This is a genomic window from Pseudonocardia asaccharolytica DSM 44247 = NBRC 16224 (assembly GCF_000423625.1).
Lineage (GTDB): Bacteria > Actinomycetota > Actinomycetes > Mycobacteriales > Pseudonocardiaceae > Pseudonocardia > Pseudonocardia asaccharolytica.
Window position 1 is genome coordinate 73,818 of the sequence record NZ_AUII01000009.1, and the last position, 21,475, is coordinate 95,292.

The following is a 21,475-nucleotide window of genomic DNA, read 5'->3' on the forward strand; positions in this document are numbered from 1 at the left end:
TTCCCAACCTCGCGGTGGGGATCTTCCTGTTTCAGCGACGGTCGCCCGCCGGGGCTTTCGCCCTGGCCGGTCTTACCCCGTCTCCGCAGGCGAGCACGGCCAGCCCGGCCGCTTTGATGTTGACCGCCGCATTCACGTCCCGGTCGTGGACCGCGCCGCACCGCCACGTCCACTCCCGCACCGCCAGCGGCAACTTCTCGGCGATCGCCCCGCACGCCGAGCAAGTCTTGCTGCTCGGATACCGGCGGTCGATCGCGATCACGGTGCGGCTGTATCAGTCGGCCTTGTACTCCAGCATCCGCCGCAACTGCGACCACGACGCGTCGCTGATCGCGCGGGCCGGACGGTGGTTGCCCACCAGATTGCGGACGTTCAGGTCCTCGATGACCACCGTTTGGTTCTCACGGATGATCCTCGTGGACAGCTTGTGCAGGAAGTCGTGGCGACGATCCCGGATCCGGCAGTGAATCTTCGCTACCTTCGCACGGGCCTTGGCCGGTTCGCCGGTCCCTTCTGCGTGCGGGCCAGCCGACGCTGCGCCAACGCCAACCGCTTGCGGTCGCACCGTTCGTGCCGCGGGTTGGCGATCTTCTCCCCGGTGGAGAGGGTGACCAGGCTGGTGATCCCGGCGTCCATCCCTACCGTCTGCTCGTTGGTCGGGTAGCAGCGGTAGCGGTACGCCCGCTTCACCACCCGGGACCCCATACTCACATGGTAGGGCTTCATTCAGTGAAAGGAGGGAGCGGCGTTTCCTCCCCACGGCTGAAGCCGGGGCTTCCACGCCGCAGACTCGATGACGACGACGGCACCACGGCTGCTGCAGGTCCGGCGCAGCGAGCGGATCACCCCGCGGATGATCCGGATCACCCTGACCGGCGACGAGCTGACGGGTTTCCCTGGCTGCGGCCCGGACCGCAGAGTCAAGATGTTCTTCCCGGTCGAAGGCCAGGAGCGTCCGGCCGTCCCCCGCGCCAGCACCGGCGGGCCGGTGTGGCCCGCGGGCGAGGCTCGCCCCACGATCCGCACGTACACCGTCCGGCGCTTCGACGAGGGCGCCGGGGAGCTCGACGTCGACTTCGTGCTGCACTCCGGCCACGGCCCCGCCGCGGCGTGGGCGCGCGACGCCCGACCCGGCGCGTGGGTGGGGGTCTCCGAGCCCGGCGGACGCTGGACGCTCGACCCGGCGGCGGAGTTCCACGTCGTGATCGGCGACGAGACGGCGATGCCCGCCGTCGCCACGGTGCTGGAAGCGATTCCACCGCAGGTCCCCGCGGTGGCCTATCTGGAGGTCGCCGACACCGACGAGGAACAGCGACTCCCCGGGTCGGCGCAGGTGCACTGGGTGCACCGGGGCGCCCGTGCCGCCGGCGAACCCATGGTCGATGCGGTGCGCGCCGCGACGTATCCGGACGGGCGCGGGCAGGCGTGGCTGGCGGGCGAGTCAGCGGCGGTCAAGGAGCTGCGCGGACACCTGATCGGCGAGCGCGGCTTCGACCGCCGCGCCGTCTACGCGACGGGCTACTGGCGCGCTCGCTGAGCGCTCCGCCCGCCGGCCGTCAGGCCGGATCCACCACCGCGAAGCCATCCCGAAGCTCGACCCGGACCCGACGCCCGACCACCTCCCTGCTGGCCTTCTCCCCGTAGAGCGAGAGCACCTGCACGCTGGCCGCGTCGCCGGGAGCGGTCTGCACGGCGAAGCGCTCGCCGGCGGCGGTCCGCGCGACGAGGAAAGCCCGGTCCGGACCACCCTCGCGACCGTGCTCGACCGTCGCGGTCTCCACGACAGCCTCGCCCTCGACCGGTGAGATGACCCGCGGCGCCGGGCCGGCGGTGGCCACCGGCTCCGGGTCGCCGATGTATCCGCGGGGGTGCGGGTCGCGGCCGAGCAGCACCGCGTGCTGCTGCGTGAGATAGCCGCCGTTGGCCTGAACGAGCGCGGTCCGCGCCCCGGAACGCAGCCGCCCGGCCGCGGCCACGAGCGCATGCAGGCTGTAGTTGCTCAGCGGTCCGCCGAAGGCTGAATGTCCGCCGGTCACGGTCGGCACCGCGGCGGAGGGCAGCCCGAGGTGGCGGATCGCGATCTTCGGGACGACCGGGAAGCAGCTGTAGACATCGATGACGTCCAGCTCGTCGACGGTGAGACCGCCCGCCGCCAGGCACCGGTCGAGCACCGACGCGAGCGCCGCGGAGTCGCCGAACGACGGCCGCTGCAGCACGTCCGCGGCGTCGACGGCACCCGCGCCGCCCCACACGTGCACGATCTTCTCCTCGGGGACGCCGTACTCGCGGGCGGCGGCGAGCGAAGTGAGCACGACCGCGGCGGCCTGGTCGACCAACGGCATCGCGTTCATCGCCAGCGGATAGGGCTCGCAGACCATCCGGTTGCCGGGCGCCACCTCGGCGATCTCGGCCGCGGTGCGCACCCGCGGGTCCCATGCCGCGGGATTGGCCGCCGCGACCTGCGAGAACCCCGCATAGAGCGCGGCCGACCAGGCAGCGGCCTCGGCGGGGGTGTGGCCGAGCCGGTGGGCCAGCGCGTTCTCGAACAACGGATAGACCCTGGTGGGCAGCACGAGACCGGCGGCCCGCATGGCCGGGCTGCCCAGCACGTCGGGGTCGAAGCAGGCCGGGCCACCGGGCTCGGCGCTCCAGCTCAGATCACGGGCCGGGTCGACCCCCGCCCTGGCCAGCACGGCGACGCTCGCCTGCGCCTCTCCGCCGACGATCGCCGATACCCGGGACTCCCCGGCCGCGATCCGCGCCGCGGCGCGGTCGACCAGTTCGGCCGGGTGATGCCCGCCGACCGGAACTCCGCCACGGTACCTCGGATCGGCGCCGAGCCGCTCGGCGAGCATGCTCGCAAGATCGGCGTAGGTCCAGCTCACGACGTGCACGGTGTCGATCGCGTCGAGGTCGCGCACCAGCCGGCAGCTCGCGTCGGGGGTGGCGTCGGCCGCGGCGGCGCACAGCGCGTCGAGGATGAGCCGGACCGGCTCGCGGGCCCCCGCGACCGTCCGCTCCCGGTTGCCCCGGACCTGGCCGATCCCCACCAGCACCGGCAGCTGCCCTGCATCGCGCATCGCGTGACGCTAGTACAGACGGACCAGCCCGTGCCCTCGGGCCGGACGCCCGTCCGGGCCGTCGCTGCCGGTCTCCCGTCGGGTCCGCCCGATCGGCAGGGAGCGCGGCCTGGGCCGCGCGGTGGACGCCTCGCGAGTCCACCGGCTGATCTCATCCGGAGCGTCCGATCGCCGCGACCCGGGTCCGGCAGAGTGGAGCCATGCAGACCGCGCTTCCGTTGCGCCCGCCCGCCCATCAGGTGAACCCCCGCGCGATCCGGTGGTGGCAGCTGCGGGCCGTCGTCGCGCTGATTCTGCTGACCGTCCCGCAACTCTCCGCGCTGGTGGTACTCGCCGACTCCGCCCCGGGCTGGCTGGTCGGTACCACGATCGCGACCGCTGTGACCGTCGCCGGGTATGCGCTGATCGTCCCTCCGATCCTGTTCCGGATCCATCGCTGGGAGGTCACCGACCAGGCGGTCTACACCCTTTCGGGTCTGCTGGTCCGGGAATGGCGGATCGCCCCGATCTCGCGGGTTCAGACGGTGGACACCGAACACGGGCCGTTGCAGCAGCTGCTGCGGCTGGCCAGCGTCACCGTGACGACGGCGTCCGCACGTGGTCCGGTGAAGATCAACGGGCTGGCCGCGGCCGACGCCGCCGAGCTCGCCCGGATGCTCACCGAGACCACCCAGGCCACCCCCGGGGACGCGACGTGACCGAGTCCCCCCACCACGCCCGGCAGGCAGGTGTCGCTCCGGATGAACCGCGGCGAGACGACCCACCCTGGCGCCGTCTGCACCCGCGGATGCTCGTGGTCACTCCGCTGGACACCATCGTGCGGCTGCTGCCGGTGTTCGCGATCGTGCTGCTCACCGGGCGTGGTGACCCCGTCCGGGTGTGGATCGCACTCGGCATCACCGGCCTGCTGATTCTGCTGGGTGCCATCCGCTGGCTGACCACTCGCTACCGCATCACCGCTGATCGCGTCGAGCTGCACAAGGGCTGGCTGAACCGGCAGCGCACCTCGGTGCCCCGCGACCGCATCCGCACCGTCGATCTCACTGCCAAGCTGGTGCACAGGATCTTCGGGCTGAGCGTCGTGCGGGTGAGCGCCGCCGCTGGTTCGCACGCCGGGCTTCATCAGCTCGACCTCGACGCGGTCGACACCGCGGAGGCCGAGGGGTTGCGCCGGGAGCTGCTGGCGCTTCCCGTACCCGCGCCCGACGGCTCGGCCGAGGCTCCGGCTCCCGCGGCGCCGCCCGCCGAGGAGCTGGCCCGGCTGGACCCGTCGTGGGTGCGCTACGCGCCGCTCACGGTCTCCTCGCTGGCCGGGATCGGCTTGGTGCTCGGGGCGGTCTGGCGGCTGTTCGACGACCTTGGCGTCGATCCGCGGGACGTCCCCACCGTCGACACGGCCGCGGACCGCCTCGCCGAGGCCCCCGTCTGGGTCGGGACGGCGGTGGTGGGCGTGGTGCTGCTGGTGATCGCCGTCGTCGGCTCGGTGCTGCTGTTCATCGAGCGCTGGTGGAACTACCGGCTGACCCGCGAGGCCGACGGGACGCTGCGGGTGCGGCGCGGGCTGCTGACCCGGCGATCGCTGTCGGTGTCCGGGCGACGGCTGCGCGGGGTCCTGGTCAGCGAGCCACTCCTGCTGCGGGCCGGTCGCGGGGCGCAGGCGCGGGCCGTGTCGACCGGGTTGGCCGAGGACACCCACGGTGGTGCGCTGCAGCCCCCGGCCCCGCGCGCCGAGGCCGGCCGGGTTGCGGCGGTGGTGCTGCACGAGGATCCGTCCATGATCGTCGGGGCTCCGCTGCGGCGGCATCCGCGGGCGGCGCTGACCCGCAGGCTGACCAGGGTCCTCGGGTCGGCGGTCGGGCTCATCGCGGCGGCGTGGCTGGTCGCGGCGCTGCTCCCCGGCCTCGCCTGGCTCGGGCCGGTGTCGCTGGCGCTGCTGCCGATCGCCCTGCTGCTGGGGCTCGATCGCTACCGCAGCCTCGGCCACGCCCTGACCGCCCGCTATCTGGTCGCGCGGCAGGGCAGCCTGCACCGGCGAACCGTCGCGCTGCAGCGCACCGGCGTGATCGGCTGGACGTTCCGGCAGAGCGTGTTCCAGCGGCGGGCCGGGCTGGTGACCGTGCAGGCCGTGACCGCGGCCGGCGACGGCGGCTACCGGGTGCTCGACATCGCCGCCGCCGACGGGGCGGCCCTGGCCGACGCGACCACCCCCGATCTGCTCGACCCGGTGCACCACACTCACAGGGGGGTCAGCGCCTCCGGCGGCGGGTACCGAACAGGCCCCGGTTGATCTCCCGGCCCAGCGCGCTGGCGGCCGAGCGCAGGAAGGACTTCACCACCGGCGAGCCGAGCACCTCGGCGACCACGCCGGGCTCCTCCCGCTCCGCGCGACGAGACTCGGGCGCGGCGGCAGCCGGCGGAGCGGGGGCCTCGGCGATCTTGGTGGTGAGTCGCTCGTATGCCGACTCCCGGTCGACGGTCTCGCCGTACGTGGCATACAGCGGGGAGCCCTTGGCCGCCGCCGTCACGGCGTCGTCGCCGATCGCGGCCATGAGCGACCGCGGCGCCCGCATCCGGACCCAGGCGACCGGCGTCGGCGCACCCCGCTCGGACAGCACCGTGACGATCGCCTCGCCGATGCCCAACGACGTCAGCGCCTCGTCGAGGCGGTAGTGCTTCGTCGTCGGGTAGGTCTTGACCGTCCTGGCCAGCGCCGCCTGATCCTCCGGGGTGAACGCCCGCAGCGCGTGCTGGATCCGCGCGCCGAGCTGGGACAGCACCGCGTTCGGCACATCGGTGGGCAGTTGCGTGCAGAAGAACACCCCGACGCCCTTGGACCGGATCAGTTTCACGGTCTGCTCGATGCGTTCCAGAAACGCCTTCGACGCGTCGGTGAACAACAGATGCGCCTCGTCGAAGAAGAACACGAGCTTGGGCTTGTCCAGGTCGCCCGCCTCGGGGAGCTCCTCGAACAGCTCGGCGAGCAGCCACATCAGGAAGGTGGAGAACAGCCGCGGGTTGGTGGTCTGATCGGCCAGCTCGAGCAGGGTCACGACGCCCCGGCCGTCGACCACCCGCATCAGCTCGGCCGGATCGAACTCCGGCTCACCGAAGAAATCCTCGCCACCCTGGGCCTCCAGGTTGACCAGCGCCCGCAGGATGACCCCCGCCGTCGCCGACGACACCCCGCCGATCCCCTTGAGGTCAGCCTTGCCCTCGTCGGAGGTCAGGTGCTGGATGACGGCGCGCAGGTCCTTGGTGTCCAGCAGCGGCAGCCCCCGCTGGTCGGCCCAGTGGAAGATCAGTCCGAGGGTCGACTCCTGGGTGTCGTTGAGATCGAGCACCTTCGACAGCAGGATCGGGCCGAACTGGGTGAGCGTCGCCCGGATCGGAACGGCCGAGCTCTTCCCGCCCAACGACACGAACTCGACGGGGAACGCGGCGGGCGCCCAGTCGTCGCCGGTGTCCGCGGCCCGGCTCTCGATCTTGGCGTTCGGTACGCCCTGCCTGGCCAGCCCGGACAGATCGCCCTTGATATCGGCGAGCAGCACCGGAACCCCGGCCGTGGCGAGCTGCTCGGCGAGCCCCTGCAGGGTCTTGGTCTTCCCGGTTCCGGTGGCACCGGCGACGAGGCCGTGCCGGTTCAGGGTGGCGAGGGGGATGCGCACCCGCGCGGCCGGATCGACCGCCCCGTCGATCAGAACGGTGCCGAGCTCGAGGGCCGCCCCCTCGGTCGTATAACCGGCGGCGATCTGCTGTGTGGGACTCGTCTGTGCGGGACTCTGCTGGGCCGCGTTCGGGTTCTCCCCCACGTCCGGGGAGCCTAGCGCTTAATGTGGCGGAATGAACGATCGTCTGGTGTGGATCGACTGCGAGATGACCGGGCTGGATCTCCGGCGCGACGCCCTCATCGAGATTGCCGTGCTGGTGACCGACGGCGAGCTGAACGTGCTCGGCGAGGGCGTGGACGTCGTCATCCACGCCGACGAGTCTGCGCTTCGCGGGATGCCGGAGGTGGTGCGGGACATGCACGCCCGCTCCGGGCTGACCGACGAGGTGCGCAGCTCCACGGTGCGCCTCGCCGAGGCCGAGCAGCTCGTGCTGGCCTATATCCGCAGCCACGTTCCCGAGCCCCGCACCGCGCCGCTGGCCGGAAACTCCATCGCGACCGACCGCGGCTTCCTGGCCCGCGACATGCCTGAGCTCGACGCTCACCTGCACTACCGGGCGGTCGACGTCTCCTCGCTCAAGGAGCTCGCCCGGCGGTGGTACCCGGACGTGTACAACGCCAAGCCGGAGAAGACGCTGGCCCACCGCGCCCTCGCCGACATCCGGGAGTCGATCCGAGAGCTGTCCTACTATCGAAGGACGATGTTCGTGGCGGCGCCCGGCCCGAGCGCGGAGGAGGTCAAGGCGGTCGTTGCGGCGCTCGCCGAACCGCAGCCGGGGTCCCCTGTCGAGGGGGACGCGGCCGGGCGCTAGGATCGTTCTCGACACCGACCGCGGTCGGTGCTGATGGTGGGTGTAGCTCAGCTGGTAGAGCACCTGGTTGTGGTCCAGGAAGTCGCGGGTTCGAGTCCCGTCACTCACCCGGTGCGGTTCCCACCGCCCGGTGCCTCCGAGACGCTGTGCTAGCGTTCCGCAGGCGTCGAGCGGTGGGGCGCAGCAGCACAACAAGTCAAGATCTGCGCCGCTAGCTCAATTGGCAGAGCAGCTGGCTCTTAACCAGCGGGTTCGGGGTTCGAGTCCCTGGCGGCGCACAACTCAGCAGACCACGGGGTTGGTCCGTTTCCGGTTCACGAGTGAGGAATCGTTGTCGGATCGGAAACCCTTGCGCCCATGATCGGTAATAAGGGACATACGCCGCAGACGTGCGGCGTATGCCCCCTTTCTGGTGATCACCGGACGGGCAGGTGTGACAGCCGCCGCCCACAACGGGTGCGGACCTCACCGGCTCCTCATCGCGGCGTTCCGCCGCTCGATCAGCCGCAGGATCATCGGCGTGAAGATGAGCTGCATCGCGAGGTCCATCTTCCCGCCCGGGCACACGATGGTGTTCGCCCGCGACATGAACGAGTCGTGCAGCATGGCGAGCAGATACGAGAAGTCGATTCCGTGCGGGTCACGGAACCGGATGATGAGCATCGACTCGTCCAGCGTCGGGATGGTCCGGGCGATGAACGGGTTGGACGTGTCCACCACCGGCACCCGCTGGAAGTTGACGTCCGTACGGGAGAACTGCGGGCAGATGTAGTTCACGTAGTCGGGCATCCGGCGCAGGATCGTCTCGGTCACCGCCTCGGTGGAGTACCCGCGCGCGGTCTTGTCCCGTTGGAGCTTCTGGATCCATTCCAGGTTGATCACCGGGACGACACCGATGCGCAGGTCGGCGTGCCGGGCGACGTCCACCTCGTCGGTCACGACCGCACCGTGCAGGCCCTCATAGAACATCAGGTCCGAGTCCGCGGGCAGATTCTCCCAGGGCGTGAACGTGCCCGGCTCCTGCCCGTAGGGCGCCGCCTCCTCCTCGTTGTGCAGGTAGCGCCGCACCTTGCCGGTGCCGCTCTCGCCGTACGTCCGGAACAGCTCCTCGAGCTCGCCGAACAGGTTCGCCTCCGGCCCGAAGTGGCTGAAGGCATCGTCGCCGCGGGCGTGCGCGTCGGCCATCGCGGCCCGCATCTCGGCCCGGTCGTGGCGGTGGAAGCTGTCGCCCTCGATGAACGCCGCGTCCACGCCCTCCCGACGGAAGATCTGCTCGAACGTACGCATGACCGACGTCGTCCCGGCGCCCGAGGAACCGGTGACCGAGATGATGGGGTGCTTCTGTGACACGTGTCGCCCTTCCTCAGACAGCCGTCGCGCGGAAGAGGCCGCGGGTCCCGTACAGCGGAGAGTCGAAGGCGCGCTCGTTGTGCTCGCGGTGGTACCGCTCGATCCGCTCGACCTCCTCGGTCACCCCGAAGATCAATGCGATGCGCTGGTGCAGCCCGCCCGGAACGACCTCGAGCACCTGACCCCACCCGGTGCTCGCTGCGCCGCCCGCCTGCTCCACGAGAAACGCCACCGGATTCGCCTCGTACAGCAGCCGCAGCCGCCCCGGTTTCGCCGGGTCCTTCGAGTCCCGGGGATAGAGGAAAACCCCGCCCCGGGTGAGGATGCGGTGCGCCTCGGCGACGAGCGACGCAACCCAGCGCATGTTGAAGTCCTTCGCGCGGGGACCGGTTCGGCCGGCGAGGCATTCGTCGACGTAGCGCTCCACCGCCGGTTCCCAGAAGCGCCGGTTCGAGGCGTTGATCGCGAACTCGCTGGCGGTGGCCGGGAGCCGGATCGACGGGTGGGTGAGGATGAACTCCCCGAGCTGGGGCTCGAGGGTGAAGCCGTGCACGCCGGTCCCGACCGTGAGGACCAGCATGGTCGAGGGGCCGTAGATCGCGTATCCCGCGCAGACCTGCTCGGTGCCGGGTTGCAGGTAGTCCTCCGCGGTCGCGTCCACGCCGGGGTGGGGGGCCCGCAGGATCGAGAAGATGCTGCCGACCGCGACGTTGACGTCGATATTGGACGAGCCGTCGAGCGGGTCGAACACCAGCAGGTATTTTCCGCGCGGGTACTGCGCCGGGACGAAGTAGGGCTCGTCCATCTCCTCCGACACCATGCCCGCCACGTATCCGCCCCACTCGTTGGCGCGCAGGAACAGCTCGTTGGCCAGCACGTCGAGCTTCTGCTGGGCCTCGCCCTGGACGTTCGTCCGGTCTGCGGCGCCGAGCACCCCGCCGAGCGCCCCCTGGGCGACCCGCTTGGAGATCGCCTTGCAGGCGAACGCGACATCGAGGATCAGCCCGTTCAGATCCCCGCTGGCGTCCGGATGGTGCCGCCGCTGCTCGATGAGGAACTGGGCGAGCGTCGTGCGGTCGGCGAGCATGATTCTCCCTCGGGCCGGCGGACAGGTGACCGGTGGGCAGGCCGGTCCTTGCCCGGGGACCGAACCGCCCAGACGAGGGTCCTGGCGAGAGGCGCGCCGGCCATCCCCCAGCGGGGTGGGCATGTGGGTGGGGCCGCGTGCCGTCCCTCACTCGCACCATCGAGATCGCGGGTGTCCGATGCTCGCCGAGGATGCGCGAGGGTCGACGGCTCGGTCCGGGGCCCGCCGACACCCCGGGAGGGACGGGTGGTCGCAGCCATCCAGGCGTACCCCTGGTGGCTGGGCGGCACCGGACGCCCGGTGACCCGGTTCGTCGAGGGTGTTCCCGGGCTGGTCGCCAAGGACGATGCGGAGGGCGTGTTCGCCGCGGCCCTGCCCGACGGGCGGGCGCTGGCGATCAAGATCCTGGACGGTTCGCTGCGGCCGGTTCCCGCGGTCGTCGCGGCGGCCCTGCGGCAGCTCGGCGTCGACGCGCCGGCGCTCGGCGAGATCGGCCGCGTCGACGTGCTGGGGCACGGCGTCCCGGTGGGCCGCGTCGGGGCCGCCGGCTACGCCTCTTCGGCGTAGGCCTCCACCAGGCGTTTGGTGCGCCTGCGCACGATCCAGCCGATCGTCAGGCCGACGGCGAGCGCGACGGCCAGCCCGATCCAGGAGAACCGCGAGAGCCACGTCTCGGCGACGATGCCGAGGTAGTACACCGCGGCCGTGGTCCCCCCGGCCCAGACGATCCCGCCCGCCACGTTGGCGGCCAGGAAGTGGCGGTAGACCATCCGCAGGGCGCCGGCGAGCGGGCCCGCGAAGATCCGCAGCAGCGCGATGAACCGGCCGAAGAACACCGTCCAGACGCCCCACCGGTTGAACACCCGCTGGGCGGCGGCGACGTGTGCCGGCCCGAAATGCCGCGGGAACCGGCGTCCTGCCCAGTCAAACAGCCGCATCCCGAAGCGCCGCCCGATGAAGTAGCCGATCGAGTCGCCGATCACCGCGCCCGTGATCGCGGCCGCGCCGATCCACACCGGCGAGACGTCGAGCTCGTGGCGCGACGACAATAGGGCCGCGCTGACCAGGACGATCTCACCGGGCAGCGGAACGCCGAGGCTTTCCACCCCGACGACCACACCCACGACGATGTAGACCGCCAGCGGCGGGATCAGCTGCAGCAGATGATCCACCGACATTGTCCGTTGCTCCTTTACCGCCGACGCTCCGCCGGCCAGTCTGCCCGAGCGGTGGATCACGGCCTCGGCCGCCGTCGGCCGAACCTTGTCGAGGGAGTCGGTCAGCTCGCGCAGCCGCGCCTCGTCCAGCGCCCTTCGGATCTCCGCATCGGTCACGTCGGGGTGCGCGAAACACAGGTTGTCGCGGATCGTGCCGGGCACGATCGGCGTCTCCCGCTCGGCGCAGGCCAGACCCGCCCGCACCTGCTCGGTCGATGCCGGACACCACCGGAGCCAGCTGCGGCCCGGAGGCCTCGGTGACCTCTGTGCCGACCTCCCGGGGGCGCCGCGCGGCCACGATCCCCGACTGCAGCGTCGTGGCGTTCTGGGTGAGCTCCGTGATCGGTCGGCGGCTGAGCCGCTCAGCTCAGCGGAACCACCAGGATCCGGTCGTCCTCCGTGGTGGGTGAGCCGCGGCCGTCGCGGTTGCTGGTGGTGATCCACAACGCCGAGCCGTCCGGGGTCGCGACGACCGTGCGCAGCCGGCCGAACTCGCCGGTGAACAGCGGTGCCGGCGTGCCGACCCCGCCGGCACCGTCCGCGAGCGGGACCCGCCACAGCCGTTGGCCACGCAGCGCACCTGCCCACAGCGAACCGCCCGCGTAGGCGAGTCCGCTGGGTGAGGCGACGTCTGTCTCCCAGGTGAGCAGCGGGTCGGTGAGCCCGGCCCGGTGCCCGATGCCCTCGACCGTCGGCCAGCCGTAGTTCGCGCCCGGGGTGAGGAGATTGATCTCGTCCACCCTGTTCTGCCCGAACTCGGCGGCGTACAGCCTGCCCTCGGGGCCGAACGCCAGGCCCTGAACATTGCGGTGACCGTAGGTGAACACCGCCGTGCCGAACGGGTTGCCCGCGGCGGGTGCGCCGTCGGGAGTGATCCGCAGGATCTTGCCGCCGAGATCGTCGAGATCCTGTGCCGGATCGCGACGGCCGGCGTCACCGGTCGCGACGTAGAGCAGGCCGTCGGGGCCGAACGCGAGCCCGCCGCCGTTGTGGATCGAGGCCGCCGGGATGCCGGAGACGAGGACCTGCTGCGCCGCGCCGTCGATGGTGCCGTCCGGGGCGGCCCGCAACCGGACCACCCGGTTGTCGGTCACCGAGGTGTAGTAGACGAAGACCGCCCGGTCCGTGCGGAAGTTCGGCGACACCGCAATGCCGAGCAGCCCGCCCTCGCCGCGGACCGCCACCCCCGCCACCGTCCCCACCGGGGTGACGGCGCCGTCGGGGGACACCCGCAGCAGCCGGGCCGACTCCCGCTCGGTGACCAGCGCCGAACCGTCCGGGAGAAACGCGAGGCCCCACGGGACCTCCAGGCCGGTCACGAGCGTTCGGGGCGTGCCGACCGGACGCTGCGGGAGCAGGGACCCGCTCGGCGCCGTGGCGGCGACCTCGACGGCCGAACCGGCCCCGGATGACGTCGGCGGCGTCGCACCGGCGCACGCGGCGAGCACGAGCGAAAGGCCGAGGACGATGCCGGCAGCTGCGATGCGCACGCTCGCACGCTATCGGTCCGGGCATGGGATCTGGGTGGACGCCCGGATCCTCAGCGTTGCGGTGTCGAGGGCACCCACCCGTAGCTGCGGTGGACGGCGCGACCCCAGTTCTCGTGCTCGCGTCGGTGCAAGCGCAGCCGCGGACCCGCGAAGCACGGTTGCCGGGGCGCGGCCGCTGAGCTCGGTGAACAGCGGCGCCAGCCCGTCGGTGACGAGCCGGGCGACGATCTCGTCGATAATGGCGAACGCTGCCCGTTGCCGCCGTCATCTCCGGTTTACCGTCGGACCGAGACCCGAGCGGAGACGATCAATGGCTGAGTTCATCGGTGCGGTCGACCAAGGCACGACCAGCACCCGTTTCATGATCTTCGACCACGGCGGCAACGAGATAGGTCGCCACCAGCTCGAGCACGAGCAGATCCTGCCGCGAGCGGGCTGGGTCGAGCACAACCCGGTCGAGATCTGGGAGCGCACCTCGGCGGTGCTCCAGTCCGCGCTCAACACGACCGGCCTGAGCTCTCGCGACCTCGCCGCGCTGGGCATCACCAACCAGCGTGAGACCGCGGTGGTCTGGGACCGGCGCACCGGGCGGCCGTTCTACAACGCCATCGTCTGGCAGGACACCCGCACCGACCGGATCGCCGCCGCGCTCGACCGCGACGGCCGCGGCGACGTCGTCCGGCGGAAGGCGGGCCTGCCCCCCGCGACCTACTTCTCCGCCGGCAAGGTCCAGTGGATCCTGGAGAACGTCGACGGCGTACGCGAGGCCGCCGAACGCGGCCACGCGATCTTCGGCAACACCGACAGCTGGCTGATGTGGAACCTCACCGGCGGCCGGGACGGCGGCGTGCACGTCACCGACGTGACCAACGCCAGCCGCACCATGCTGATGGACCTCGAAACCCTGGACTGGGACGACGAGCTGCTCGGGTTCTTCGGCATCCCGCGCCAGATGCTGCCCGAGATCAAACCCAGCTCCTCGCCCGACCCGTACGGCCTGACCCGTGCCGCGGGCCCGCTGAGCGGCGAGGTGGCGCTCACCGGCGATCTCGGCGACCAACAGGCCGCGACCGTCGGCCAGGTGTGCTTCGCCCCCGGCGAGGCCAAGAACACCTACGGCACCGGCAACTTCATGCTGCTCAACACCGGTACCGAGCTGGTCCGCTCGAAGGCCGGGCTGCTGTCCACGGTCTGCTACCGGTTCGGCACCGAGCCCGCGGTCTACGCGCTGGAGGGCTCCATCGCCGTCACCGGCTCGGCGGTGCAGTGGCTGCGCGACCAGCTGGGCATCATCTCCGGAGCGGCGCAGTCGGAGTCGCTGGCCCGGCAGGTCTCCGACAACGGCGGAGTGTACTTCGTGCCCGCGTTCTCCGGGCTGTTCGCGCCCTACTGGCGCTCCGATGCGCGCGGCGCGATCGTCGGGTTGTCCCGGTACAACACCAACGCGCATCTGGCCAGGGCCACCCTCGAGGCGATCTGCTACCAGAGCCGGGACGTCGCCGAGGCCATGGCGGCCGACTCCGGGGTGCAGCTGGAAGTGCTCAAGGTCGACGGCGGCGTCACCGCCAACGAGCTGTGCATGCAGATCCAGGCCGACGTGCTCGGCGTGCCGGTCAGCCGTCCGGTCGTCGCCGAGACCACCGCGCTGGGCGCGGCCTACGCGGCCGGGCTCGCCGTCGGGTTCTGGTCCTCGACCGACGAGCTGCGGGAGAACTGGAACGAGGCCAGGCGGTGGGTCCCGCGGTGGACCGCCGAGCAGCGCAAAACCGGGTACGCCTGCTGGAAGAAGGCCGTGCAGCGCACCCTGGACTGGGTCGACGTCGGCTGAGGACCGGCCGATGCCCGCGAGTCGCGGTATTTCCGAGCGCGAGTCGCGGGGGCCGAGCTTCCGGTTGACGCGGGGTTCGCCGAGAAGGTCGGATGAGGTGATGACGCCACCCCACCCGACCGCCGCACCCGCCGGCGCGCACCGCGACGCGATCGCCCGTGACGTGGTCGGCCGGCGCCGGGAGCTGGACCTCGTGCTGGCCGCCGTGTCGGCGGGGCGGGACATCCTGCTGGAGGGCCCGCCTGGCACGTCGAAGTCGACGATCCTGCGGGCGATCACCACGAACTGGGACGTGCCGTTCGTCCTGGTCGAGGGTAACGCGGAACTGACGCCGGCCCGGCTCGTCGGGCACCACAACCCGGCGCGGGTGCTGCGCGAGGACTACAGCGCCGAGAACTTCGTCCCCGGCCCGCTCGTGGAGGCGATGCAGTCCGGCGGGTTCCTCTACATCGAGGAGCTCAACCGGGCCCCGGAGGACACACTGAACACGCTGCTGGCGGCGATGGCCGAACGTGAGGTGGCCGTGCCGAGGGTCGGGCTGATCGCCGCGCTGCCGACGTTCCGGGTGCTGGCCTCGATGAACCCGTTCGACAATGTCGGGACCGCACGGATCTCCGACAGCGTCTACGACCGCTGGTGCCGGCTGGCCATCGGCTACCAGGACGCCGCCGAGGAACGCGCCATCGTCGCGGTGCGCACCGGCGGGAACGGCGCCGCGGACCAGCAGCTGATCGCGGACGCGGTGGCGCTCACCAGGGCCACCCGCACGCACCCCGACCTGCGCCGGGGCAGCTCGGTGCGCGGCGCGATCGACCTGGTCGCGATCGCGGTCGAGCTCGCCGAGCTGGGCTCCTTCCCGCAGCGGGAGCGGCTGATCCTCGAGGCGGCCCTGCTCGCGCTGTCGGCCCGGATCGGCATGGACGAGACCGTCGACGCGACCCCGGAGCAGGTGATCACCGAGATCTGGGAGAACCATTTTTTCTCCGCCCCCGGCGGGCAGCGCCGGGTCCGCACCGGCTGAACGTCGACAACGCCGTCACGCTGCCCGGAGCCGGCGATACCCGACGCGGACTCGCACCGCTGCGCCGCAGGCCGAAACAGCTGGCAGAAGCCCCCGCACTGTTCCAGACGGGCCCGGGCGCGCCGCTGGTCGTCGAGCTCGGCGACACCCGCGGGACCGGCGACCTCACGGCGCCCGCAGGCGGGCAGGGTGTCGTCGCCACCGCGCAGGCCGCCACCCAGCGCGACATCACCGAGCTGCTCGAGGACCGGCCTCCCGATCGCGAGGTCGCCGCGATGGCCCAGCACATCGCGCGCAGGCTGTCGATCCGTCGTCGTCCCCGCGACCCGCGGGCCCAGCGTGGCGCAGGCACACTCGCCTCGGTCCCGTACCGCTACCGCTCCGACGACATCGACCTCGACAAGACCATCGACGTGCTCACCGAGCGCCCCGTCCCGGAGGACACCGACATCATCGTGCGCGAGCGGATGCGTTCCCGGCGCGCCGCGGTGTTGATCGTGGACGTATCCGGGTCGATGCGCGGGGAGAAGGTCCGGATCACGGCGGCAACCGTCGCCGCACTGGCCGCCGAGCTGGCCGACGACCAGCTCGCGCTGGTGGCGTTCTGGTCCGACGCCGCGCTGCTCAAGCGGCTCGAGGCCGCGGTGGCGCCGGCGAAGCTGCTCGACCAGCTTCTGCGCATCCCGGCCCGCGGACTGACCAACGTCCATTTCGGACTCGCCGTCGCGCACGCCGAGCTCGCGGGCTCCGCCGCCCGGCAGCGCACCGCGATCCTGCTCACCGACGCCGTGCACAACGCGGGCCCCGACCCCCGCACGCTCGCCCGCCGCTTCCCCGAACTGCATGTCCTGCTGCAGACCGACGGCGAGCACGACGTTCCGCTGGCCACCGACCTCGCCCGCCTCGGCCACGGCCGCCTCGCACCCGTCCGTACCCATCGTGACGCGGCACCGGCCCTCAACCGTCTCCTGGCGGGTTGACGTGCACCAGGTGGGCGGACTCGTCGATATCTCCGACATCAGGGCAGCGGCCGAGCGGATCAGCAGGCATGTCCTGCGCACCGCGACGCTGCCGAGCCCGGGGCTGAGCGCGCATCTGGGTGTGCCGGTGACCGGCGAGCTGGAGCTTCGGGTGGCTTCGCCTCATGAGCGCCGGGTAACGCTATCGCGGTATGCGACGCGCACGGGCGCGCTCGCGCACGATGAGGACGACGATCGCGACGTCGATCGCGGCGAGGAACGGCAGCACCACCGAGCCGGTCTGCGTGGCGCGGAAGATCTCGTATCCCGCGAACGCCCCCAGCACGACGATCGCGATCGGGTAGGCGGGCGACCACCGGCGCAGCAGCGCCACGACCAGCGCGACCTTCACGATGCCGTGCAGGGCGAGATAGAGCACCGCGAACGTCCGGTTACCGGAGGCGAACTCGGCGGTGCCCGCCACGAAGTGGCGGGCGAGCGAGCCGTCGGGCGGCCCGAGCAGGTCGTGCGCCAGCACCTCGCCCACCAGCCGGTGCACCGTCGCGCCCGAGACCAGCAGCAACACGACGGCCCCGATCAGCTCCGCGGCCCCGTCGATCCCCTTGATCAGCAGCGCGAACCCGAACAGCCGATCGGTGGCGTTCGCGGCCCGAGGTTCGTTCACCGGGTGATCCCGGTGTGCCCCAGCGAGTACCGGCCCGGCTGCGGCCACACGCAGAGCCCGTGCGGGCCGGCGCCGACGGGGATCTTCTTGATCAGATGCCCGTCACCGGTGGACAGCACGTACACCGTCGCGTCGTACCGCCCGGACAGCCACAGCTGGCTGCCGTCGGCGGTCACATTGCCCATGTCCGGGCTTCCGCCACCCGGGATCCGCCACTTCGTCAGCACCGCGCCGGTGTAGGCGTCCAGCACGCTGACGCTGCCCTCGTGCCGATTGGTGACGAAGAGCCGGGTGGCGTCGCGGGACAGGTAGAGCCCGTGCGCACCGTGTCCGGTGGGGATCTCGCGCAGCACCTTCGTCGCCGCGGCATCGAGCACCCAGAGACCGTTCTGCTGGCTGTCGGCGATGTAGAACACCGAACCGTCCGGGGCGAGTTTGATGTCCTGCGGCCCCATCCTGGAGTTGCGGACCGGCATGTCGATCATCCGCAGCAGCTTCCGGTTCACCACGTCGACGACGGCGATGCGGCCGGCGAACTCGCAGGTGAAAACGGCGGTCCGGCCGTCAGGGGTGAACTCGGCGTGGTCGATGCCCGCACAGTCCGGGGTGAGCAGCTGGCCCTGCTCGGCCCAGGTATGCGGGTCGTAGAAGACCAGCCGCTTGCGCGCCTCGGCGACCGAGATGGCCGACGTCCCGTCCAGCGTGAAGTACAGGTTGTAGGGATCGATCACCGGGATGCTCGGGCCCGGCAGCCCGGTCCGCGGGTCGAACGGGGTGAGCTTGTTGCCGGTGTCGTCGCTGGCGTAGAGGGTCCGCATGTCATATGACGGGACGACGTGCTGCAGCTCCCCACCGAGCCGGTACTTCCCGACCACCGCGTAACTGGCCGGGTCGATCACCCATACGTCTCCCGACTTGGTGTGCGGCACATACACCAGCGGTCTCGCGGCTCTCGCGGCGTCGGACAGCATGCCGGCGCCCGCGCTCGCATAGATGTTGTGTCGGTCGAGCACCGGCGGCATCCCGGGTGGCGGGGCGGTCGCCGGGGCGGCGGTCGCGGGTACCTGTGCCGCGGGACCCGGCGGCGGCGCCGGGCCCGCCGCGCAGCCGGCGAGCAACAGCGCGGCCGCGATCAGCCACGGCGTTCGGGATGATCTCATCACCTGCGCCCCCAGACCGGTCGATCAGCGCTCCGCTGCAGTCATGTGCTCGGCGCGCAGCTGCCTCTTGAGGAGTTTGCCGGACTCGGTGCGCGGCAGCAGAGCTCGCTCGCTCCACGTCCGCGGACATTTGTACCCGGCGAGATGCAGGCGCACATGCATGTCGAGGTCGTCCGGATCGAGCGCGCGGCCCGGACGGGGCACCACCACCGCGTGCACTGATTCGCCCCATTCGGCCGACGGCACCCCGAACACGGCGGCGTCGTCGACGTCGGGGTGGGCGTACAGCACCGCCTCGATCTCGACGGGATACACGTTCATCCCACCGGTGATGATCATGTCGCCGAGCCGGTCGCAGATGTAGAGGTAGCCCTCCTCGTCGAGATAGCCGACGTCGCCGACGGACTTCCAGCCGTCGCGATCCCCGGCGGGGCCGTGACCGTGGTAGCCGCGGTAGGTCGACGACGACCGGACGAACAGCTCCCCGGCGACTCCGCTCGCCGCCGGTTTCCCGTTCGCGTCGAGCACCGCGACCTCGACGCCGGGCACCGGCAGCCCGCAGGAACCGGGCTTGCGCAGCTGGTCCTCCGGGGCGAGCACGGTGTCGACGCCGAGCTCGGTGGAGCCGTAGACCTCGAAGAGGAAGCCGCCACCGAACCGCGCGATCACCTCCTGTTTGAGGGCATACGGCATGGGCGCCGCGTTGACCACCAACGACCGCATCGACGAGAGGTCGGCGTGTCTGAGCGCCTCGGCGGGTAGCGAGACGATCCGCTTGAGCGGTGTCGGCGCGGTGAACGTGTTCGTCACCCGATGCTCGCGGACCAGCTCGAGCCAGCGCCGGACGTCGAAGCGGCGCATGAGCACCACCGTGGCGCCGAGCGTGTGGTTCAGGCTCGCCCAGGCCAGCGGCCCGGAGTGGTAGAGCGGCCCGGTGGTCAGATGTACCTCGTTACCGGGCCGTAGCCGCAGCGTCCGCACCAGCGCGGCGGTCATCTCCGGGTCGGGCGGCCCGCGGAGCGCGCCCTTGGGTTTCCCGGTCGTCCCCGAGGTGTAGATCATCGAGCCGCCCGGTCGCGCGGGGGCCCCAGGTTCGGTCTCCGTGCCGCCGGCCAGCACATCGTCCCAGGCCAGCGCCCCGGCGGTGCCGAGACGGGGCTCGCCGCCGAAGACGAGGACATGCCGCACCACGGGCAGCGACGCCCGGATCTCCGCGACCCGATCGGCCTGCTCCGCGTCGACCACGACGAGCACGGCCTTGCTGTCGGCGATCACGTAGCGCATCTCGTCGGCGGTGAACCGGTAGGCCAGCGGCACCGCCATCAGCTGGATCTTGCGCGCGGCGTGCAGGAACGTGATCACCTCACGACTGTTCGGGCCGCACCACACCGCGCGGTCGCCCGGCCGGAACCCGAACCCGAGCAGGCCGTGCGCGAGCCGGTTGACCAGCGCGTTGAGCTCGCCGAAGCCGATGGCCCCGTGGTCGTCGATGATCGCGGGGCGCCCGGGATCCGCGGCCGCGTGGCCGGCGAGCGCATCGGGGACGGGGGCGGTGGGATCGGCGACCATCGGACGACCTCCTGCACGCGACGACGGGTGCCACCCCACTGTGGTGCATCACCGCGCCCCGGGGAACTCCTCGCGGACCCGGCGGTGAGCCGGGCCCGCTCAGCCGTCGGTGCGGACCTCGACGCCGTCCTGGGCCCAACGGGTGTGGAAGCTGCCCTCGGCGTCGAGCCGCCGGTAGGTGTGCGCCCCGAAGTAGTCCCGCAGCCCCTGGATGAGGTTGGCCGGGCCGCGCTCGCGACGGTAGCCGTCGTAGTAGGACAGCGACGAGGAGAAGGCCGGGATCGCGACCCCGTGCTCGGTGGCCATCATGACCACCCGCCGCCAGGCGTCCTGCGCGTTCGCCACCGCCTCGGTGAAATACGGCACCATCAGCAGGTTGTCCAGGTCAGGGTGCTCGGCGTAGGCGTCGCGGATCCGGTTGAGAAACTGCGCCCGGATGATGCAGCCGCCCCGCCAGATCGTGGCCATCGCGCCCAGATCGAGGTTCCATCCGTTGGCGATCGAGGCGGCACGCATCTGCGCGAAGCCCTGCGCGTAGGCGACGACCTTGCTCGCGTACAGCGCCTCGCGGATGTCGTCGACCAGGTCCGGACGGTGCTCGCCGCGGCCCGGCGCCGGGCCGGCGAGCGTGGCCGCCGCGGCCCCGCGCTCGTCACGCAGCGCCGAGAGGGTGCGCGCGAACACCGCCTCGGTGATGGCGGTCAGCGGGACGCCGAGCTCGAGCGCGTCGATGGCCGTCCAGCGCCCCGTGCCCTTCTGCTCGGCCTGGTCGACGATGACGTCGACGAGCGGGCCGCCGGTGCGCTCGTCGGTCTTCACGAGCACCTTCCCGGTGATCTCGATGAGGAACGACTCCAGGTCCCCGGTGTTCCATTCGGAGAAGATCGAGCCGATGGCCGGGGCGTCGAGCCCGGCGACGTGGGTGAGCAGGTCGTAGGCTTCGGCGATCAGCTGGATATCGGCGTACTCGATGCCGTTGTGCACCATCTTCACGTAGTGCCCGGCCCCGTCGGGGCCGACGTGGGTGCAGCAGGGCGTGCCGTCGACCTGCGCGGCGATGGACGCCAGGACCTCCTCGACCTCCGCATAGGCCGCCGGGTGCCCGCCGGGCATGATGCTCGGCCCGAGCAGTGCCCCTTCCTCACCGCCGGACACCCCGATCCCCATGAACCGCAGGCCGTGGCGCGCGCAGTCCTCGGTGCGCCGCTTCGTGTCGGCGAAATGCGAGTTGCCGGCGTCGATGATGATGTCGCCCGGATCGAGCAGCGGTACCAACTCGCCGATCACCCCGTCGACCGGGGCGCCCGCCTTGACCATGACGATGATCCGCCGGGGTTTCTCCAAGACCGCGACGAAGTCCTCCAGGGTCTCCGCCCCGGTGAACGTGCCCTCCTGCCCGTGGGCCTCGATGAACTCGGTCGTCCGCGCGGTCGTTCTGTTGTGCACGGCGACCGGGACGCCGTGGCGCGCGATGTTGCGGGCCAGGTTGGCCCCCATCACCGCGAGCCCAGTGACCCCGATCCGGCTCTGTCCCGTCATCGTCGCTCCCT

The 21,475-nt window shown here is 71.6% G+C and carries 20 protein-coding genes, 2 tRNA genes and 1 pseudogene; 10 read left to right on the top strand and 13 right to left on the bottom strand.

What is annotated here, in order from left to right; translation table 11 throughout:
• Window positions 1–31: 31 nt before the first annotated feature.
• The 3 genes and pseudogenes from G567_RS33155 to G567_RS35165 all read right to left on the bottom strand — a co-directional run.
• Window positions 32–262, bottom strand: a complete 231-nt coding sequence (locus tag G567_RS33155) for a zinc ribbon domain-containing protein (RefSeq protein ID WP_084796093.1) — start codon at window positions 260–262, stop codon at window positions 32–34.
• Window positions 263–274: 12 nt separating this feature from the next.
• A complete protein-coding gene (locus G567_RS37165; protein ID WP_245585643.1) occupies window positions 275–433 on the bottom strand; it encodes an IS200/IS605 family accessory protein TnpB-related protein in 159 nt (52 codons plus the stop codon).
• Window positions 413–726, bottom strand: a pseudogene (locus G567_RS35165) (transposase); the annotation flags it as partial. The gene G567_RS37165 and the pseudogene G567_RS35165, both read right to left, overlap by 21 nt.
• Window positions 727–793: 67 nt before the next feature.
• On the opposite strand from G567_RS35165, the gene G567_RS0112295 reads away from it, so the two are divergent.
• Entirely contained in the window at window positions 794–1,537 is a 744-nt protein-coding gene (locus tag G567_RS0112295; RefSeq protein WP_028930228.1) for a siderophore-interacting protein, read from the top strand.
• A gap of 19 nt (window positions 1,538–1,556) precedes the next feature.
• On the opposite strand, the gene G567_RS0112300 is transcribed toward G567_RS0112295, so the two are convergent.
• A complete protein-coding gene (locus G567_RS0112300) occupies window positions 1,557–3,080 on the bottom strand; it encodes an acetyl-CoA acetyltransferase (RefSeq protein WP_028930229.1) in 1,524 nt (507 codons plus the stop codon).
• A gap of 200 nt (window positions 3,081–3,280) precedes the next feature.
• On the opposite strand from G567_RS0112300, the gene G567_RS0112305 reads away from it, so the two are divergent.
• Complete coding sequence (locus tag G567_RS0112305) at window positions 3,281–3,778, top strand: PH domain-containing protein (protein WP_028930230.1); 498 nt, start codon at window positions 3,281–3,283, stop codon at window positions 3,776–3,778.
• Entirely contained in the window at window positions 3,775–5,367 is a 1,593-nt protein-coding gene (locus tag G567_RS28435; protein WP_147201013.1) for a PH domain-containing protein, read from the top strand. The genes G567_RS0112305 and G567_RS28435 overlap by 4 nt, the downstream gene beginning before the upstream one ends.
• Here the strand turns inward: G567_RS28435 and G567_RS0112315 are convergent.
• The gene (locus G567_RS0112315; protein ID WP_051232871.1) at window positions 5,327–6,889 is read right to left on the bottom strand and encodes a helicase HerA-like domain-containing protein; all 1,563 of its coding nucleotides are present in this window, start codon (window positions 6,887–6,889) and stop codon (window positions 5,327–5,329) included. The two genes, G567_RS28435 and G567_RS0112315, sit on opposite strands and share 41 nt — an antisense overlap.
• A 31-nt stretch (window positions 6,890–6,920) precedes the next feature.
• Here G567_RS0112315 and orn point away from each other — a divergent pair, with 31 nt between their 5' ends.
• The 3 genes from orn (at window position 6,921) to G567_RS0112330 (ending at window position 7,837) form a co-directional block, all read left to right on the top strand.
• A complete protein-coding gene (gene orn, locus G567_RS0112320; protein WP_028930232.1) occupies window positions 6,921–7,559 on the top strand; it encodes an oligoribonuclease in 639 nt (212 codons plus the stop codon).
• 36 nt (window positions 7,560–7,595) lie between these two features.
• Window positions 7,596–7,668 (top strand) — tRNA-His (locus G567_RS0112325).
• A 96-nt stretch (window positions 7,669–7,764) separates the two neighbouring features.
• Window positions 7,765–7,837, top strand: a tRNA-Lys gene (locus G567_RS0112330).
• A gap of 187 nt (window positions 7,838–8,024) precedes the next feature.
• Here the strand turns inward: G567_RS0112330 and G567_RS0112335 are convergent.
• Together G567_RS0112335 and G567_RS0112340 are read right to left on the bottom strand one after the other, a co-directional pair.
• Window positions 8,025–8,909, bottom strand: coding sequence for a phosphoribulokinase (locus tag G567_RS0112335; protein ID WP_028930233.1), 885 nt, complete (start codon window positions 8,907–8,909; stop codon window positions 8,025–8,027).
• Window positions 8,910–8,922: 13 nt separating this feature from the next.
• Window positions 8,923–9,996 carry a class 1 fructose-bisphosphatase gene (locus G567_RS0112340; protein WP_028930234.1) on the bottom strand — a complete coding sequence of 358 codons (1,074 nt, stop codon included), beginning with the start codon at window positions 9,994–9,996 and terminating at the stop codon, window positions 8,923–8,925.
• Here G567_RS0112340 and G567_RS36640 point away from each other — a divergent pair.
• Complete coding sequence (locus tag G567_RS36640) at window positions 9,940–10,563, top strand: asparaginase (protein WP_084796094.1); 624 nt, start codon at window positions 9,940–9,942, stop codon at window positions 10,561–10,563. The genes G567_RS0112340 and G567_RS36640 overlap by 57 nt on opposite strands.
• Here G567_RS36640 and G567_RS0112350 read toward each other — a convergent pair.
• Window positions 10,545–11,174 (bottom strand): DedA family protein, encoded by a 630-nt coding sequence (locus tag G567_RS0112350; protein ID WP_028930236.1) that lies wholly within the window; start codon window positions 11,172–11,174, stop codon window positions 10,545–10,547. The genes G567_RS36640 and G567_RS0112350 overlap by 19 nt on opposite strands.
• Window positions 11,175–11,575: 401 nt before the next feature.
• Window positions 11,576–12,703, bottom strand: coding sequence for a PQQ-dependent sugar dehydrogenase (locus G567_RS0112355; protein WP_028930237.1), 1,128 nt, complete (start codon window positions 12,701–12,703; stop codon window positions 11,576–11,578).
• A 310-nt stretch (window positions 12,704–13,013) separates the two neighbouring features.
• On the opposite strand from G567_RS0112355, the gene glpK reads away from it, so the two are divergent.
• The 3 genes from glpK to G567_RS0112370 all read left to right on the top strand — a co-directional run bounded on the left by glpK (window position 13,014) and on the right by G567_RS0112370 (window position 16,532).
• Window positions 13,014–14,531, top strand: a complete 1,518-nt coding sequence (gene glpK / locus G567_RS0112360) for a glycerol kinase GlpK (RefSeq protein ID WP_028930238.1) — start codon at window positions 13,014–13,016, stop codon at window positions 14,529–14,531.
• A gap of 100 nt (window positions 14,532–14,631) precedes the next feature.
• Complete coding sequence (locus G567_RS28440; protein ID WP_037056991.1) at window positions 14,632–15,552, top strand: AAA family ATPase; 921 nt, start codon at window positions 14,632–14,634, stop codon at window positions 15,550–15,552.
• A gap of 275 nt (window positions 15,553–15,827) precedes the next feature.
• Window positions 15,828–16,532, top strand: a complete 705-nt coding sequence (locus tag G567_RS0112370; protein ID WP_211223909.1) for a vWA domain-containing protein — start codon at window positions 15,828–15,830, stop codon at window positions 16,530–16,532.
• Between the two features lie 181 nt (window positions 16,533–16,713).
• On the opposite strand, the gene G567_RS0112375 is transcribed toward G567_RS0112370, so the two are convergent.
• The 4 genes from G567_RS0112375 to gndA form a co-directional block, all read right to left on the bottom strand.
• Window positions 16,714–17,196: a DUF2127 domain-containing protein gene (locus G567_RS0112375; protein ID WP_028930239.1), complete on the bottom strand. Its 483-nt coding sequence runs from the start codon at window positions 17,194–17,196 to the stop codon at window positions 16,714–16,716.
• Complete coding sequence (locus tag G567_RS0112380) at window positions 17,193–18,356, bottom strand: YncE family protein (RefSeq protein WP_028930240.1); 1,164 nt, start codon at window positions 18,354–18,356, stop codon at window positions 17,193–17,195. The genes G567_RS0112375 and G567_RS0112380 overlap by 4 nt, the downstream gene beginning before the upstream one ends.
• 24 nt (window positions 18,357–18,380) lie before the next feature.
• A complete protein-coding gene (locus G567_RS28445) occupies window positions 18,381–19,925 on the bottom strand; it encodes an AMP-binding protein (protein WP_051232873.1) in 1,545 nt (514 codons plus the stop codon).
• Between the two features lie 99 nt (window positions 19,926–20,024).
• A complete protein-coding gene (gene gndA, locus G567_RS0112390; protein ID WP_028930241.1) occupies window positions 20,025–21,464 on the bottom strand; it encodes an NADP-dependent phosphogluconate dehydrogenase in 1,440 nt (479 codons plus the stop codon).
• Between the last annotated feature and the right edge of the window lie 11 nt (window positions 21,465–21,475).